At 40.2% G+C, this 15,876-nt stretch carries 15 protein-coding genes and 1 pseudogene; 3 read left to right on the forward strand and 13 right to left on the reverse strand.

From position 1 onward, the window contains the following. The first annotated feature begins 3 nt into the window (after positions 1–3). The 3 genes from STYK_RS05340 to STYK_RS05350 all read left to right on the forward strand — a co-directional run bounded on the left by STYK_RS05340 (position 4) and on the right by STYK_RS05350 (position 2,626). Positions 4–813: a Cof-type HAD-IIB family hydrolase gene (locus STYK_RS05340; RefSeq protein ID WP_261804632.1), complete on the forward strand. Its 810-nt coding sequence runs from the start codon at positions 4–6 to the stop codon at positions 811–813. Between the two features lie 141 nt (positions 814–954). Then, on the forward strand, positions 955–1,863 hold the full coding sequence (locus tag STYK_RS05345) for an ATP-binding cassette domain-containing protein (RefSeq protein ID WP_261086345.1): 909 nt from the start codon (positions 955–957) through the stop codon (positions 1,861–1,863). Positions 1,864–1,873: 10 nt separating this feature from the next. Then, a complete protein-coding gene (locus tag STYK_RS05350) occupies positions 1,874–2,626 on the forward strand; it encodes an ABC-2 family transporter permease (protein WP_261086344.1) in 753 nt (250 codons plus the stop codon). Between the two features lie 39 nt (positions 2,627–2,665). On the opposite strand, the gene STYK_RS05355 is transcribed toward STYK_RS05350, so the two are convergent. The 13 genes and pseudogenes from STYK_RS05355 to STYK_RS05415 form a co-directional block, all read right to left on the reverse strand. Then, a complete protein-coding gene (locus tag STYK_RS05355) occupies positions 2,666–3,544 on the reverse strand; it encodes a sensor histidine kinase (protein WP_261033706.1) in 879 nt (292 codons plus the stop codon). Further along, positions 3,541–4,242, reverse strand: a complete 702-nt coding sequence (locus STYK_RS05360; protein ID WP_261033700.1) for a response regulator transcription factor — start codon at positions 4,240–4,242, stop codon at positions 3,541–3,543. Before STYK_RS05360 ends, STYK_RS05355 begins: the two co-directional genes overlap by 4 nt. A 190-nt stretch (positions 4,243–4,432) precedes the next feature. Continuing rightward, entirely contained in the window at positions 4,433–5,308 is an 876-nt protein-coding gene (gene aguB, locus STYK_RS05365; protein WP_261804633.1) for an N-carbamoylputrescine amidase, read from the reverse strand. A gap of 9 nt (positions 5,309–5,317) precedes the next feature. Beyond that, complete coding sequence (gene aguA / locus STYK_RS05370) at positions 5,318–6,403, reverse strand: agmatine deiminase (RefSeq protein ID WP_261804634.1); 1,086 nt, start codon at positions 6,401–6,403, stop codon at positions 5,318–5,320. Next, positions 6,400–7,527: a carboxynorspermidine decarboxylase gene (gene nspC / locus STYK_RS05375; RefSeq protein ID WP_261804635.1), complete on the reverse strand. Its 1,128-nt coding sequence runs from the start codon at positions 7,525–7,527 to the stop codon at positions 6,400–6,402. The genes aguA and nspC overlap by 4 nt, the downstream gene beginning before the upstream one ends. After that, the gene (locus tag STYK_RS05380) at positions 7,527–8,786 is read right to left on the reverse strand and encodes a saccharopine dehydrogenase family protein (RefSeq protein ID WP_261804636.1); all 1,260 of its coding nucleotides are present in this window, start codon (positions 8,784–8,786) and stop codon (positions 7,527–7,529) included. The genes nspC and STYK_RS05380 overlap by 1 nt, the downstream gene beginning before the upstream one ends. Beyond that, positions 8,783–9,643, reverse strand: coding sequence for a polyamine aminopropyltransferase (gene speE, locus STYK_RS05385; protein WP_000366713.1), 861 nt, complete (start codon positions 9,641–9,643; stop codon positions 8,783–8,785). The genes STYK_RS05380 and speE overlap by 4 nt, the downstream gene beginning before the upstream one ends. Beyond that, a complete protein-coding gene (locus tag STYK_RS05390; protein ID WP_049515253.1) occupies positions 9,644–11,104 on the reverse strand; it encodes an aminotransferase class I/II-fold pyridoxal phosphate-dependent enzyme in 1,461 nt (486 codons plus the stop codon). Between the two features lie 571 nt (positions 11,105–11,675). Continuing rightward, positions 11,676–11,774: pseudogene (locus STYK_RS05395) on the reverse strand (type II toxin-antitoxin system death-on-curing family toxin); the annotation flags it as partial. Positions 11,775–11,792: 18 nt separating this feature from the next. Then, positions 11,793–12,509 (reverse strand): alpha/beta hydrolase, encoded by a 717-nt coding sequence (locus tag STYK_RS05400; protein WP_084924422.1) that lies wholly within the window; start codon positions 12,507–12,509, stop codon positions 11,793–11,795. 3 nt (positions 12,510–12,512) lie between these two features. Beyond that, positions 12,513–12,824 carry a hypothetical protein gene (locus STYK_RS05405; RefSeq protein ID WP_045611677.1) on the reverse strand — a complete coding sequence of 104 codons (312 nt, stop codon included), beginning with the start codon at positions 12,822–12,824 and terminating at the stop codon, positions 12,513–12,515. Positions 12,825–13,007: 183 nt separating this feature from the next. Then, the gene (locus tag STYK_RS05410; protein ID WP_261804637.1) at positions 13,008–13,880 is read right to left on the reverse strand and encodes a DUF4300 family protein; all 873 of its coding nucleotides are present in this window, start codon (positions 13,878–13,880) and stop codon (positions 13,008–13,010) included. 85 nt (positions 13,881–13,965) lie between these two features. Next, entirely contained in the window at positions 13,966–15,705 is a 1,740-nt protein-coding gene (locus STYK_RS05415) for a glycoside hydrolase family 13 protein (RefSeq protein ID WP_084924419.1), read from the reverse strand. Positions 15,706–15,876 lie beyond the last annotated feature (171 nt).

A 15,876-nucleotide genomic window follows, 5' to 3' on the forward strand; every position in this document is an offset into this window, starting at 1 on the left:
CTTATGATTAAACTACTAGCCTTGGATATGGACGGAACCCTCCTCAATGAAGCCAAGGAAATCCCACAAGCTCATATTACTGCTATTCACCAAGCTATTGAAAAAGGTGTCAAACTGGTTCTCTGTACGGGTCGCCCCCTTTTCGGTGTTCTCCCCTACTATCAAAAACTGGGGCTTGATCTCCAGAATGAGTATGTGATTGTTAACAACGGTTGTTCAACTCACCAGACAAGTGACTGGGGACTAGTTGACTGGCAAGAACTTAGTCCAGCTGATATCGAATACCTCTATGACCTAGCAGAAAAAAGCGATGTCCAGTTGACCCTTTTTGATGAGGAACATTATTTTGTCCTCGGTGGCAAGCCCAATCAAGTCATCCAAAATGATGCCGACCTAGTCTTTTCAGACCTGACTGAAATTTCCCTTGAGGAAGCGACTAGTGGCAAGTACCGTATGTTCCAAGGTATGTTTTTGGGTACAAAAGAGCAAACAGATGATTTTGAAGAGCGTTTTTCTGAAGAGCTTTGCCAACGTTTTAGTGGAGTTCGTTCGCAGCCTGTCATTTATGAAGCTATGCCACTTGGAACGACAAAGGCTACTGCTCTTTCACGACTAGCTGAGATTTTGAAGATTGATTCCTCAGAAATTATGGCCATGGGCGATGCTAATAATGATATCGAAATGCTCCAGTTTGCAGGACTTGGCATTGCAATGGGAAATGCCAGCGATTATGTCAAATCCCTTGCGGATGCCGTTACAGCCAGCAACGAAGAAGACGGTGTTGCGCGTGCGATTGAGAAATATATTTTATAATTAAGAAGCCCAGTTCATATCAACTGGGTTTTGATATTTAAGAATTCCTAAAACTTTAGAAACTCTTTAGAAATGCTTGAGCTTTCTTTGATTTCTATGCTTTATACTAAAATTATCAAAATCAATCAAAAGGAGAGAATCATGAAAACAGTACTTGACATTCATGGATTGTCCAAAAACTTTGACAAACAAGCTATCCTTCAGGATCTTCATCTAACGATAAGAGAGGGAGATATTTATGGACTTATCGGAAAGAACGGAGCTGGGAAGACCACCTTAATAAAAATTATTACGCAACTACTGTTTGCGGATAAAGGGACTGTTTCCCTCTTCTCTAGCCAAACGGAAAATGAGTGGACCAAGGCTCTATCTCGAGTAGGTTCAGTGATAGAATCACCTGTAGCTCATAATCACTTAACAGCCTATCAAAACCTGAAATATTACTGTATGATTCGTCATATTCCAAATGCTGATCAAGTCATTCGAGAAACCCTGGATTATGTAGGTTTGCCAGATACAGGTAAGAAAGTCTTTCGTGATTTCTCGCTAGGAATGAAACAAAGACTTGGTATCGCCATTGCCCTCCTATCCAAACCAGACTTCCTTATTTTAGATGAACCTATCAACGGTCTCGACCCAATTGGTATCAAAGAATTTCGTCTGATGATTCAACGACTCAATCAAGAAAAAGGAATCACCATTCTCATCTCTAGCCATATCTTGTCAGAACTCTATCTCGTAGCAAATCGCTTTGGTATTTTAGATCAAGGCAAGATTATCCGTGAAATCAGCAAAGCTGAATTTGAAACACTAAGTGAGGATTATATTGTCCTTAAGACAGCTGACCAAGAGAAAGCTTGTCAAGTATTAAAAGAACAAATCCAGCTCCAGTTCAAGGTTGTTAATCCAGAAAATGAAATTCACATCTTTGGTCAGGAACAAGATGTCAAACAGATTCTTAAGGAATTAATCTTGGCAGATGTTGCCATTGACGAGATTTACTATGCCCGTCAAAACCTAGAAGAATACTTCACTCAATTGGTCCAATAGGAGGAAAATCATGATACATACCATTCAAGCAGACTTTTACCGTCTTTTCCGCTCCAAAGGATTCTGGATTACAGAATTCATTCTCTTTGTCCTCTTGCTACTGGGTGCCACTATCGGGGCTACTGGCCATCTGATGGCAATCCAGACAGAAGAACCAGAAATTCCAACCCATGGTTGGGACGGTATTCAAGCTCTTATCAATGCGTCTAGCAATGATTCAAACCTTGTTTTTCTCTGCATTATTCTAACATGTTTAGTTCTTGGGGTCGATCTAATCGGCAAGCTTTATAAAAATAGTTTGACAGTTGGCGTTTCTCGTACAGAGTTTTTCTTCGCTAAATCCTTTGTACTAGCAAGCATCGCTCTCTTGCAACTCATCGCCAGCCTTGTGATTGCTTTTGTTCCCTCAACTCTACTGAACGGACTTGGTACGATGCCTGATGGTTTTATTGCCAATCTCCTCTTAATGATTTTCCTTCAATTTCTATGCCTACTCGCTTGGCTTTCCATTATTTCCTTTATTCTCTACCTGACTCATTCTTATCTTGCCGTATTTATTGGTTATCTGATTAGCTCTATCATCCTTTCTATGCCAATGATCATTTTTCCAAATATCAAATTTTTACCATATTTGTCCTTGCATTTTTCCTATGCTATGACTGCTAATAGTGAATCCATTTTCTATACCCTTATAGTTACTTTAGTTGTTATTGTAATCTTTAATCTAAGTGGACTGGCAGTTTTCAAAAAGAAAAGTCTATAAAAAAATGATCTCCTCTAGCTACAGAGGAGGTTTCTTTTGTTAAAAGTAAATAAAAACTGATAACCACTGTCCATCTGTGCTTAGTTTCATCTCTGCACCGAGAAGATGGCATAATTCCTCAGTGATATAAAGTCCTAAACCAGAGGATTCTTCAGTATCTGATAGATTTTCAGAATAAAAACGGTTGCTGAGCTTTTCTATTCTTTTGATGGGCTGTTTGACAAGGTTTGCAATCTCTAAGACAAGCTGTCCCTTTTCCTTCCTAAAAGATAGCCGCGCTTCCTCCTTGCCATGCTTGAGGACATTTCCAAGCAAATTTTGTAAAATCCGATCCAGCAAGTTTTCATCAGTCCTCATTTTTAAATCATCTTCAACCTTAAAATCAAGCGTGATATTTGCTGCCTGAAAAACATCATAATAAGCCAGAGTTTTTTTGGTGATAAAAGTTGAAAAATCCACTTCTTCCAGTTTCGGTTTGACAGCTCCTTCCATCAAACGACGGTATTCTAGGAGTGCCTCCAAACGTTTGGAAACTAAATCAAGATGCTGGGCTATTTTTTGTAAGGTTTCTGCTTTGTTTTCAGGAGTTTTTATCAATTGTTGGGTGTAGCCTGAAGCGATAGTCAGAGGCGTCCGAATATCATGGGCGATATTGCTGATGGCCATATCCAGAGTCTGCTTTTCTCTTTTCATCACCAATCGAGATTGTTCTACTTCCTGAAATAGATTCTCAATCTGCTGGTAGAGATGTAAAAAATGTTTGGAAAAAATGCTGACTCCGACTCTTTTTATACTACCTGTGAGAATCTTGTCTTCAATCTGTTGACTCAAGTTTTTAAGTGCTAGATGGTAGCGAATCAATGCAATCGATAAAATAATTAGGAGTACCAGTAGGACAACGATTATCATGTAGGTCATTGCTTATCTCCTTTTAATCTTACCCCAACTCCCCAAATGGTTTCAATATATTCTTGATTTGGGTCAAGCTGGTTTAATTTTTTACGAAGATTACTCAAATGCGTATTGAGAGTGTTATCTCCAGGTAGGTAGTTCTCCTCCCAGACAAATTCATAAAGTTCTTCCTTGGTAAAAATTTTCTTAGGGTGTTTAAGGAGAGTTTGGAGAATCAAGCATTCTTTCTTAGCAAGACGAATCGTTTCCTGACTATTTTTGATTTCAAAACTTTCGGCATCAAACTGGATATTTTTCAATTTTTGTGGCAGATTTTCAGTTTTTTCTATTTCCATAGGCTGTTTTTCTACGCTTTGACGTAATTGAACAGTAACTCTGGCAAAGACTTCGTCCAAATCAAAAGGCTTGACTATGTAATCATTGGCACCGTCTAAGAGGTATTGACTGATTAGCTTCTTATCGCTCAAAGCCGTTAGCATAATGACTGGAATTTGACTTTGTTCCCTTATGGCTTTTAAAACCTGATCCCCATTTTTCCCAGGAAGCATGATATCTAGCAAAACGAGGTCAATCCCACCTTGGTCAAAACGCATGATTCCTTCTGTACCAGAAAAGGCTTGAACCACCTCATGCTCCTCAGTAAGAAGTGCTCGTAAAATCTCTTGAATGTCACTATTGTCTTCAATAACCAATATCCTAGCCATAAATACCAACCTTTCTGCAACTATTATAGCATGTTTTATTGATAAAGCTTAAACAGAAAAGCTCCTCGCATAAAAGCGCAAGAAAGCCTTTGAGGGTTAAAATATAAAATCCACTTGTTAGATGACCTAGTACCTTATAGTTGCTAATAAGAAGTTAGTCTAGCAGAATAGATCTCTCATTTCTCCCCTACTAGTCCGTAATTCGTTGATACATTTCGGGTCTTCTATCTCGAAACAAGCCCCAGTTTAGGCGTTCGCTTGCTCCCTTGTCTAGGTCATAAGTAGCTAACAGAACAGCTTCAGCTTGTCTTTCAGCTTGCTCTAGAATAGCTCCTGTTTCATCCGTCATAAAGGATGAACCGTAAAAGTCAAGACTGGAACTCTGTCCACCATTTTCCTCACTTGGAGTGACTTCCTCTAATCCATAACGATTGGCTGCGATGACTGGAACAATATTTGCTGCTGCGTGTCCTTGCATGGTACGTTGCCAGTGACCACAACTATCTGTATCCAAAATTGGCTCTGAACCGATGGCTGTAGGATAAAAGAGCAATTCAGCACCATTCAATGCAAGACAGCGCGCTGTTTCAGGGAACCATTGATCCCAACAGATACCGATCCCAATCTTGGCATAGCGAGTATCCCAGACCTTGAAACCTGTGTTGCCAGGTGTGAAATAGAATTTCTCTTGATAGTAATGGTCATCTGGTATGTGGGTCTTTCGATAAACACCCAGCACTTCCCCATCTGCATCAATAACGGCAATAGAGTTATACAAGACATTGCAATCTTTTTCATAGAAACTGATTGGTAAAACGACCTTTAGCTCCTTGGCAATGGTTTTAAAATGCTGAATAGCTGTATTGTCTGTCACCGATTGGGCATGCTGATAGTAGTCATACTGACGTTCCTGACAGAAATAGGGACGTTCAAACAACTCGGGTAAGAGAATGATTTGTGCACCTTGTTCTGCAGCCTGACGTACTAAACGCTCTGCGGTTTGGATATTTGTTGCCACATCCTTGGCACATTGCATCTGAATGGCTGCAACTCTTACATTTCTCATCTTTTTCTCCTATTCTGGGATTTGTTGGGTGATACAGTGAATATTGCCACCACCTAAGAGAATATCTCTGGCTGGTATTCCGATAACTTTACGGTCTGGAAAACGCTTGCTGAGGATATCTAAGGCCACTTGGTCGTTTTTATCCTGAAACTGAGGAACTAGGACAGCCTTGTTGGCGATATAAAAGTTTACGTAGGAAGCTGCTAGTCGTTCACCTGCGTATCGCTCTTCTTCTCCTTCTTCATAGATGTAGCCTGGCAAATCCTCTTTGGTTACAACTTGATGAAGAGCTGGGACAGGAAGTTTATGAATGGTGAAGGGACGACCTTTTGCATCTGTCTCTTGCTCTAAGAGTTCGAGATCTGCTTTTGACATGGCATACTGAGCATCACTTTCGTCGTCCGTCCAAGCTAAGACAAGCTCTGCAGGACCAACAAAGGCAGCAACATTATCAACGTGTTCATTGGTTTCATCCTGATAAATACCATAAGGAAGCCAAATAACTTTTTCAGCGCCAAGGCTCTCTAATAAGGTATTCTTAATTTCCTCTTTAGTCAGATGAGGATTACGACCCGGACTGAGCAAGCAACTTTCAGTTACGAGAATGGTTCCTTGACCATCGCTATGGATTGCGCCGCCTTCTAGGACAAAAGGTTTGGCATCATAAACAGGCATTTCCAAGGCCTCGGCGAAATGACTAGCTACTTGGTCATCATCTTCATAATCTTGATAAAGACCATCAACAGCACCACCCCAAGCATTGAAAGACCAATCCACGGCTAATTTCTGGAGTTTATCATTGACAAGAATAGTCGGACCTGTATCACGGGCCCAGGCATCATTGGTGGGAATGTCTAAATAAACAACGCTATCTCCAAGGTAGTCTTGGGCTTCAGATAGATAATCTTGCTCCACCAAAAGATAGACTCTCTCCCCTTCTGCTATGGTCTTAATAATCTGGCTGAAAGCTCTTTTGGCAGCCTTTCCTTGAAAGGGCCATGAACCTGGTCGAGTCGGCCATATCATGAGGGTACCATGATGGGGTTCGTACTCTGCTGGCATGCGATAGCCTAATTTTTTGGGACTGTCCATCATGATAATCTCCCTTTAAAATCTTGATAGCCAAAGGCTTTGACTAAGCTACAGTCACCCTGATCGTCCATGAGATAAAGACTTGGTAATCCAATACCGTTAAAGGTATTATTTTTGACAAATGAGTAAATAGCCATATCTTCGAAATAGAGTCTATCTCCGGTTTGGACTGGATTTTCAAAACTATAATCACCAATCACATCACCCGTCAGACAGGTATTGGAAGAAAGTCTATAAGTATGGGCTTTTTCCTGAGCGGCAAATCCATTTCTCAAAGGTGGACGATAGGGCATCTCAAGTACATCAGGCATATGGCAGGTCGCAGAGGCGTCTAAAACCAAGATTTCCATACCGTTTTCGACAATATCCAATACTTCAGTTGCTAGATAACCTGCATTGAGCGCAATGGCTTCACCAGGCTCGATATAGATTTCAAGATTGTAAGTTTCTCGGATACGCTTGATCTCAGAAATCAGCAAATCTACATCATAGTCCTCTCTTGTGATGTGGTGTCCGCCCCCCATATTGAGCCATTTGACCTGATGCAAATAGGCTCCAAATTGCTCTTCTACTGCTTTCAAAGTTGTCTCTAAATCATCTGCTCCCTGCTCGCAAAGGGTGTGAAAATGAAGACCATCCACCAAATCCAGCAAATCACTCGGTATCTTGTCTGAAGTTACTCCAAAACGGGAGCCAGGTGCACAAGGGTCATAGAGCGCGTGGTCACCTTGAGTTGAACACTGAGGGTTAAGTCGCAAACCCACGCTTACACCAGCATCCCGACAACGGGCCCCATGTTTACGCAACTGTCTCTCTGAGTTAAAGACGATATGATTTGTTATCTCCAGCAATTCCTCCAAGTCCGCATCCTTAAAGGCTGGCGCAAATACATGGACTTCTCCTGGAAATTCTTCCCTAGCTAGCTTAGCTTCATAGAGTCCACTGGCTGTCGTACCTGATAGATACTGGCTAATCAAGGGATAGGTTTTGTAGAGGGAATAAGCCTTCTGGGCAAGCAAAACCTTGCAACCAGCCTCTTCTTGTACATATTGTAGAATGCGGCAGTTTGCTTCTAACTTGGCCAAGTCAATGACATAGGCTGGCGTTGGTACTTGTTCTAACTTCATCAGTCCACCATTTGTGGATTTTCAACCACAATCCAAGGCAAACCATACTCATTCAAAGCTTCCATGAATGGATCTGGATCCAACTCTTCAAGGTTGTAAACTCCAGCTTGTTTCCAAGTACCGTTCATAACCAATTTTGTACCAATCATGGCTGGAACTCCTGTTGTATATGAAATAGCTTGTGAACCAACTTCTGCATAACATTCCTGATGGTCGCAGACATTGTAGATGTAGATGGTCTTTTCAACGCCATCTTTGACACCTGTAAAGATACATCCAATATTGGTTTTACCTACAGTGCGTGGCCCAAGGCTTGCTGGATCTGGAAGCAAGGCTTTCAAAAATTGAATCGGAACGATGTCTTGTCCATTGAAGTTAATGGTATCCGTACGAAGGAGTCCAACATTTTCCAAGCATTTCATATGCGTTAGATAAGATTGACCAAAGGTCATAAAGAAGCGAATACGTTTAACACCTGGAATGTTCTTGGCCAATGATTCGATTTCTTCATGGTGAAGGAGATACATGTCTTTTTGTCCAACTTGAGGGAAATCGTACTCGCGCTTGATAGACATGGCTTCAACTTCGACCCATTTTCCATCTTCCCAGTAAGAACCTGGAGCAGAAACCTCACGGAGATTAATTTCTGGGTTAAAGTTGGTTGCAAATGGATAACCGTGGTCACCACCATTACAGTCTAAAATGTCGATATAATGGATTTCATCAAAATAGTGTTTGAGGGCATAGGCTGAAAAGACACTAGTCACACCTGGGTCAAAACCAGAACCAAGAAGAGCGGTCAAGCCAGCCTCTTTGAATTTCTCCTGATAAGCCCATTGCCATGAGTAGTCAAAGTAAGCTGTAAAACCAAGTTTTTTACAACGTTTCTCATAGATGGCACGCCATTCAGGGTCTTCTGTATCCTCTGCTTCGTAGTTGGCTGTATCGATATAGTGAACACCTGTTGCCAAACAAGCATCCATAATGGTTAAATCTTGATAAGGCAGAGCTACGTTCAAAACAGCTTCTGGTTTATAGCTTTCAATCAGGGCAATCACTTCTTCTACCTTGTCAGCATCAAGAGCAGCTGTCTCAATCTTTGTACTTGTTTTGCCTTCCAGTTTAGCCTTCAAGTCATCACATTTTGACTTGGTACGGCTAGCAATCATAATCTCTGCAAAGGTTTCGCTATCTTGACAAATCTTTGAAATAGCAACTTGGGCAACTCCCCCACATCCAATAACTAGTAAACGACTCATTTTTTTCCTTCCTCTTCTTCTAAAATGTCCTCAACATACTTGGGCAACATAAAGGCTCCCACGTGTAAGTTTGCAGTGTAATATTCTGTGAAAAGCTGGCGTTTTTTCCAGCCTTCCTTGTCAAAATCCTTGACAGGGTGGTATTTTTTCGATGCAAATCCAAACAACCAATAACCAGCAGGGCTAGTTGGGATGTGGGCCTGATAGACCCGACTGATTGGAAAGGCTTGATTGACCTTGCGGTGCATGCTTCGACAAGCTGACTCATCTTCGTCAAAGAAGGGACTACCATGCTGGTAAATCATGATGCCGTCTTCTTTCAAGGCTCTATAACTGTTGCCGTAGAATTCCTTGGTAAAGAGCCCTTCCGTATGGCCAAACGGATCTGTCGCATCGTTGATGATAATATCGTAATCATCTTCGCAGTTTCGCAAAAAGCGTAGCCCATTTTGGTAGTAAATGGTAACACGAGGATCATCTAGCCCTGCAGCAAAGTCTGGGAAATACTCACGACAGACTTCAACCAACATCTCATCTGGTTCCACAATATCGATTTGTTCCAGCTCAGGATAGAGTGTTAATACTTGGGCGACACCGCCATCACCACCCCCAATAACCAATACTTTCTTGGGATTTGGGTGGACAGCCATGGGAACGTGGACGGTCATTTCATTGTAGACAAAATCATCCGCATCTGAAAACAAGACATGCCCATTTAAAATCAGTATTTTCCCAAAAGCTGGTGTATCCAAGACTTCGATATCCTGCCATTCACTTTTACCAGCGTAGAGTTGCTTGGCTGTTCTCAGGGACAATTTCACATCTGGAGTATGAACTTCAGAAAACCATAAATCCATCTAGTTCTCCTTTCTCTTAATGACGTTGATGTGATTGACCTCAGGATCTTCCGTCCCTTGGAGGGAGCAACCACGTTCCTTGGCAAATTGGATATAGTCTACAATTTCACGTATAATGCGTTCACCAGGAGCCAAGATAGGGATTCCTGGAGGGTAACACATAACAAATTCTCCACAGACTTGTCCAACAGAATCATCCAAGGTTAAACTTTTTCTTTCTGAATAGAAGGCTTCTTGTGGAGACAGCACTAACTCGGGCTGAATATATTCTCCAGCTATCAAGTCTTTTCCATCTCTCGAGTAAAGTCTCTTGATATCAGCCAAAGCACCGACCAAACGCTCGATGTCTTGGATACGATCACCAATCGAAATATAGGCCAAGATATTGCCAATATCACCAAACTCAATCTGAATGTCGTATTCGTCTCGTAGGAGGTCATAAACCTCGATACCTGTTAAACCAATACCCTGAGTGTAAACTGACAGCTTGGTCACGTCAAAATCGCAAACCGAAACACCGTCTATTAACTCTTTTGAGTAGGCATAGTATCCACCGATAGCATTGATTTCACGACGAGCATACTCTGATAACTCAATGACCTTCTCAAAAGACTCTTTACCACGAAGAGCCAAGTTGCGACGCGAAATATCCAGACTAGCCATCAACAAATAAGAGGCGGATGTTGACTGGGTAAGATTGATAATCTGACGTACGTATTCAGGATTCATCTGCTCCCCGATTAAAAGAAGCGAACTTTGGGTCAAACTTCCACCAGACTTATGCATGGAGACTGCTGCCATATCCGCTCCAGCGTCCATAGCAGAAATTGGAAGTTTATCTGTAAAATGCAAATGCGCTCCGTGGGCTTCATCTACTAAAACCATCATACCAGCTTCATGAGCCATTTTTGTCAATCCCCTTAGGTCTGAACAGATTCCGTAGTAAGTAGGATTGTTAATCAAAATGGCCTTGGCATCTGGATGGTCCTTTATGGCCTTGGCTACTCGATCATTTTCAAGACCTAAAGCGATACCAATTTTAGGATCTACACTCATCTCGATATAGATGGGAATGGCACCACATAGAACCAACGCATTAATAGCAGATTTATGGACATTACGTGGCAGAATAATCTTATCTCCAGCCTTGCAGGTTGACAGAATCATAGTCTGCACCGATGAAGTTGTTCCCCCAATCATGAGAAAGGCATGGGCTGCTCCAAAAGCATCAGCTGCCAGCTCCTCTGCATCCCGAATAATCGAAATGGGGTGACCAAGATTATCCAAGGGTTTCATCGAATTAACATCAATGCCTACACATTTTTCACCTAGCAGTTCGACAAGTTCTGGATTTCCCCGTCCACGCTTGTGACCTGGAACATCAAAGGGAACAATCCTTTTCTTGCGCAACTTCACCATGGCCTCATAAATTGGGGCTTGGTTTTGATCTAACTCTTTCAAGACATACTCCTTTACCGTATTTGTAGCGCCTCAAGAAGACGAAGGCGACTAAAGGTTGACTCATGAAAAAAGAGCAGGTTTTCACCTGCTCTGCAATCTTCTGACGTTTTTATGTTTGTTTCTGTTGAGTATGTCTGTTCCCGATGTTTCCTAACTCTCTAGTAGCAAATATTACGTACTTTATTGATCGTTTCACAAGATGACGTGTGCTTTCACCACACTAAAAATTTATGAATTAGGACAAGCGTCCTAACATCAACTTATAAAAGTAGGCTTTTAACCCTATCAATAATGTGGCTTTTAAACCACGCTTCGGCATTCAACCCTGCCTGTCCGTAGGCATTTTTTACTCGGGTTTATATTTGCTAGAAAACACCATCTCATTTTCTAAGCTTTATTAATATAACATACTTCTAACACTCTGTAAAGTACTTTTTTGAAAAAATATCTATTTTTGTTCGGAAAAATAATATTTTATATAGATTTGTATAAGTTGTATAATGTGAAAGCGAATATAAAAAGAACTAGTCCACTAGTTCTTTTAAATGTATCTTAACGAATCTTGTGCTTATTTAATGGTAACAGAAAAACGATAGCCATTTAATTGTATAAATTTCACCAAAACGAATAAAGCAGTTCGTTTATTAGCATTGGCAAAAACATGCTTTTTTCAAGCAATACAAGTAGCTCATTGAGAATAAGAGAGCCACTCATTAATCATACTAGCGATTTCTTTGGGTACTTCAGTGTAAAGCTCATGACCAAAGTTCTCTAGAAAAATAGTATCAAAATAGTCTGGCAATTCTTTTAGGGTTTCCTCTCTCCATGTAGCTCCATTAGAATAGCGAGGACTGATAAACAAAGTATCTCCCACTTCTCTCTTAAAAGCTTGTATTTTCCTCCGTAGGCTGAGTATCGCTTCTATATTTTCATAATTTATAGATAACTCATATCTATTATACTCAGAATTCCAGTGATAGGACTGTCTTACGGCTTTCTCGATATTTTCTGACCAATGCTTTGCTTCGGATTTTTCTTTAGAAATAAGAAGATTTAAGTCCGAAACGACTTGAGATTCAATATAGTTTTTAGTTTCCTCTAACTCTGTATCTAAAGGTAAAATCTTATCTAAATCTAGATAGCCACCATCCAAAAGAATCAGTTTTGTCACTTCATAAAATTCCGATGCAAGATAACGCGCCAAATCTCCTCCAAGAGAATGACCTATCAGACATATAGATTCTTCCTCTACAATCTCATTTTTAAACCATGATTTCAATTCTGTTTCATCTCGAAGATGCTTTTCATATGGATTTAGAAAATAAATCTGCGAATCTAGTTCTTGAAGAAAATCCTTGCTATGATAGAAATTGCTTCCCAGACCTCCAATAAAATATTTTTTCATTCTCTACTTAATACTATGCTTATTCATCTTTTGTTCAAAGATAGTCGTGATAATTTGCTGCAATTCTTCGCGTTCTTTTTCTGGAATTTCACCACTTGTTTGAGCTGCTGCGTAGAGCTCAGGGTGTTCAATAGAAATTCGTTTGATCGTACGTGTCGTAGCATGTTTTCTGACGAAAAATGGGATTCTCTTAATCAAGTCTTGTGGTACTAGTGCAAGAATCTTCTCAGCAGTTTCCTTGTCACTAATCTTAGACGTCGTCAGCCCCTTCTTAATCATTTCCTGTTCTTTTTCTGTAAAATCTTTTAATTCCATTCAATTAGTCCTCCTATTTTCACTAAGTTAAATTATATACCAATCCAAATAAAACTACAAATGGACTGTTTGGAAATACGAGCAATACTTTAAAGAGTGGTTTCTGGCTATTAACGATTGAAATAACCCACCAACTCATCAAAAATATAAATGTCCTAGGATTACTGTCATATCTTACCACTATTAAAGCTTAACCCACTTATCATTATCCATGATGAAAGGTTTAGCCAGTCCGTCACCTGTGTAATCTGCATACTTGGTTCCTAAATACTTGTAGCAATCTTCCTTACTGGCAAATTTAATCGCTTGGTAGGGCTCTTCGAAAGTCAATTTCTCTACAAATAAGAAGCCATCATCAGCAGGCACTAAGACCCCAACGTGGCCTACAAACAGATACTCACCATCCAGATTGTCGTGTAAGACTACAGATAGCATTCGAGCTTTATCGTTAAATTGAAACTGGGAGAAGAATGTTTCCATCTTTTCAGCGTGGACCTTGACATCTGTAGTTGCTTCAGTTGGAACTCTCGAAAATAGAATATCAAATTCTTCCTTATCTTGGGAATCAAAGACCTTTCCCTTATCAATCGCATCGTTATCTAGGAAAAGCAATTGGTCATTTTTTTCAAGTTTTGGAATGGTGACTGAATTTTTCAAAAGACAATAACTATTGATACGACAGTTTGTACCAACGAAATCGCCCTTCTTTTGATTCCAAAGGTTGCTAATTTTCTCAACATCGTATTCGGTGTGAGTAAAGGAAGTGAAATCTCCTGATAGGCCTGTCGAGCCGACAATAGTATTATAATCATTTACAAGATTAAAAAAGGCATCAACACCATTTGGATCCAAGTGAGCTGATAAGAGAGATTTGACCTCTTCTGTACTTACCTGATTGTTTAGGTTGGTGTATGAAGCTTTCCATGGAACTTTCGCTGAACTGGTTTGCCTTTGATTCGTCCCTTCAAAAGTAGTATTTTGTTGTTGACAAGCAGCCAAGCCTAAAAACAAGAAGGAACATATTCCTAATGTGGCTAACTTTCTTGATACCTTCATCTCTTTCTCCTTTGACAGGTGTAGTCACTAGCCTTATTATACTACATAAGTTGAGAAAAAGAGCATAATCTTCATCAACTACTCTTTATAAAATCACAAATCCTTTTTGAGAGATGACAAGCTGATTCTCTAATTCTTGGCAATCGCTTGCTAGTGCTACTGCTTCCTTTTCTAAAAGATAATCTTCTTTGGACTGGTTAAAAATGGCTTTGATGACTTGGTTATCGTAATTCCATTGCAAGGTTAGTACATCAGCTTTGATTTCTTGGAGTCTATACTTGCCGTGCTGAATGGTTGCTGACGCATGTTTGCGAATCTTGATTAGCTTCTTCATGAAATTCAGCATATCATTGTCACTTGATACACGTTCCCAAGGCATACAACGACGACAATCTGGGTCTGGACCGCCAGTCAAGGATAACTCGGTTCCGTAATAAATGCAGGGTGTTCCTTTTTGTAAAAAGAGAAAGGCTAGGGCTGATTTAACTAGTTGAACGTCTTCATTTGCCGTCCACAAGATTCGCTCTGTATCATGCGAATCCAAGAGATTAAACATAACCTCTGAAATCTGTTGCTTGTAATACATAGACTGACCACTAATTTCATAGATGAATTGGTCAGTCTTCTTAACATCTCGTAAGAAATAGTCCTTGATACTATCAGATAAAGGATAATTCATGACGGCATGGAACTCATCGCCATTTAGCCAAGGCTGAGCCGTATGCCAGACTTCTCCAAGGATATAAAGATCGGGCTTTTTAGCTAAAACTGCTTTTCGAAAATCCTTCCAAAACTGATGATCAATCTCATTAGCCACATCCAAACGCCAAGCATCAATATCAAACTCTTCAATCCAATAAGTCGCAACCTTTAAAAGATAATCCTTGACCTCTGGATTGGCCGTATTTAGCTTAGGCATATAGTCCTCGAAACCAAAAGCATGATAGGGTAAGTCTCTCTTATTAGCTAGCTTTTCAGTCGTCACTGGGAATTGTTGAATATGAAACCAATCTTTGTAAGCAGACCCCACCCCATTTTTGACAACATCTTGCCATTGAGGCGATTGCGAACCAATATGATTAAATACAGCATCCAGCATGATTTTCATACCTCGCTGATGAGCTTGCTTGACCAGCTCCCGAAAGGTCTCCTTGTCTCCAAAATGACGGTCAATTTCAAAGTAGTCTGTCGTATTGTACTTATGATTGCTCGTAGATTCAAAGATCGGACAAAGATAAAGTCCAGTAATGCCCAAGTCTTGCAAGTAATCCAGATGGTCAATAATCCCCTGTAAATCACCACCGAAGAAATCATCACTATTAGGTGTGACAGATGAATCCCAGTCTAAAGTCCCTTCTGGGTTTAATCGCGCATTTCCATTAGCAAATCTCTCAGGAAATATCTGATACCATACCGTATCTGAAACCCAATCAGGAATCTTGCAGGCATCAATTTCATGAAGATAAGGCAACTTAAATCCATTTCCAATAGCATGAAGATTTTCTAGAGAATTTTCCACACACCCTTTATCGCCATACAAAATACTTTGGCCTTCTGTATCCTTGAGTTCAAAGAGATACTGGATACGTGCAAAATCAACTGAGACTTCAACCTGCCAATAATCAAAGATGGCGTCAGAAGTCAGCTTGGACATTTCCTTTGTATCCTGATAAAACTCCTCCATAAAGATAAAAGGGTCACCATAATGCAAGTTGATGCTTTCAATATCCCCTTTCTTAGTTCGAATCCGAATATGAAGTTTCTTATCCTTATAAAGATAGGCATACTCCGACTCAGTCCTATGGTAAATAGCGCTTAATTCCATCAATTTGTCTCCTTAGTTTTAATTCAAATTTTACGCAAACGTTTTCATAATTATGATTCTAGTATACTACTTTCGTATTTTATTTTCAAGGCTTGTCCGTAGATTCTAGTGATTTGGTTCTATAAATAAAAAAAGCAGCCAGTCTTACAACTTGCTACTTTTCAAATGATG

Origin of the sequence: Streptococcus toyakuensis, assembly GCF_024346585.1 — a bacterium.
GTDB classification, from domain to species: domain Bacteria; phylum Bacillota; class Bacilli; order Lactobacillales; family Streptococcaceae; genus Streptococcus; species Streptococcus toyakuensis.

Bases quoted from the DNA above. Each gene is read 5' to 3' on its own strand.
- STYK_RS05400 (WP_084924422.1), bottom strand. From the start codon at position 12,509: ATGAAAAAATATTTTATTGGAGGTCTGGGAAGCAATTTCTATCATAGC.
- STYK_RS05405 (WP_045611677.1), bottom strand. From the start codon at position 12,824: ATGGAATTAAAAGATTTTACAGAAAAAGAACAGGAAATGATTAAGAAG.
- STYK_RS05360 (WP_261033700.1), bottom strand. From the start codon at position 4,242: ATGGCTAGGATATTGGTTATTGAAGACAATAGTGACATTCAAGAGATT.
- STYK_RS05350 (WP_261086344.1), top strand. From the start codon at position 1,874: ATGATACATACCATTCAAGCAGACTTTTACCGTCTTTTCCGCTCCAAA.
- nspC (WP_261804635.1), bottom strand. From the start codon at position 7,527: ATGAAGTTAGAACAAGTACCAACGCCAGCCTATGTCATTGACTTGGCC.
- STYK_RS05345 (WP_261086345.1), top strand. From the start codon at position 955: ATGAAAACAGTACTTGACATTCATGGATTGTCCAAAAACTTTGACAAA.
- aguA (WP_261804634.1), bottom strand. From the start codon at position 6,403: ATGATGGACAGTCCCAAAAAATTAGGCTATCGCATGCCAGCAGAGTAC.
- STYK_RS05410 (WP_261804637.1), bottom strand. From the start codon at position 13,880: ATGAAGGTATCAAGAAAGTTAGCCACATTAGGAATATGTTCCTTCTTG.
- STYK_RS05355 (WP_261033706.1), bottom strand. From the start codon at position 3,544: ATGACCTACATGATAATCGTTGTCCTACTGGTACTCCTAATTATTTTA.
- speE (WP_000366713.1), bottom strand. From the start codon at position 9,643: ATGGATTTATGGTTTTCTGAAGTTCATACTCCAGATGTGAAATTGTCC.
- STYK_RS05380 (WP_261804636.1), bottom strand. From the start codon at position 8,786: ATGAGTCGTTTACTAGTTATTGGATGTGGGGGAGTTGCCCAAGTTGCT.
- aguB (WP_261804633.1), bottom strand. From the start codon at position 5,308: ATGAGAAATGTAAGAGTTGCAGCCATTCAGATGCAATGTGCCAAGGAT.
- STYK_RS05415 (WP_084924419.1), bottom strand. From the start codon at position 15,705: ATGGAATTAAGCGCTATTTACCATAGGACTGAGTCGGAGTATGCCTAT.
- STYK_RS05340 (WP_261804632.1), top strand. From the start codon at position 4: ATGATTAAACTACTAGCCTTGGATATGGACGGAACCCTCCTCAATGAA.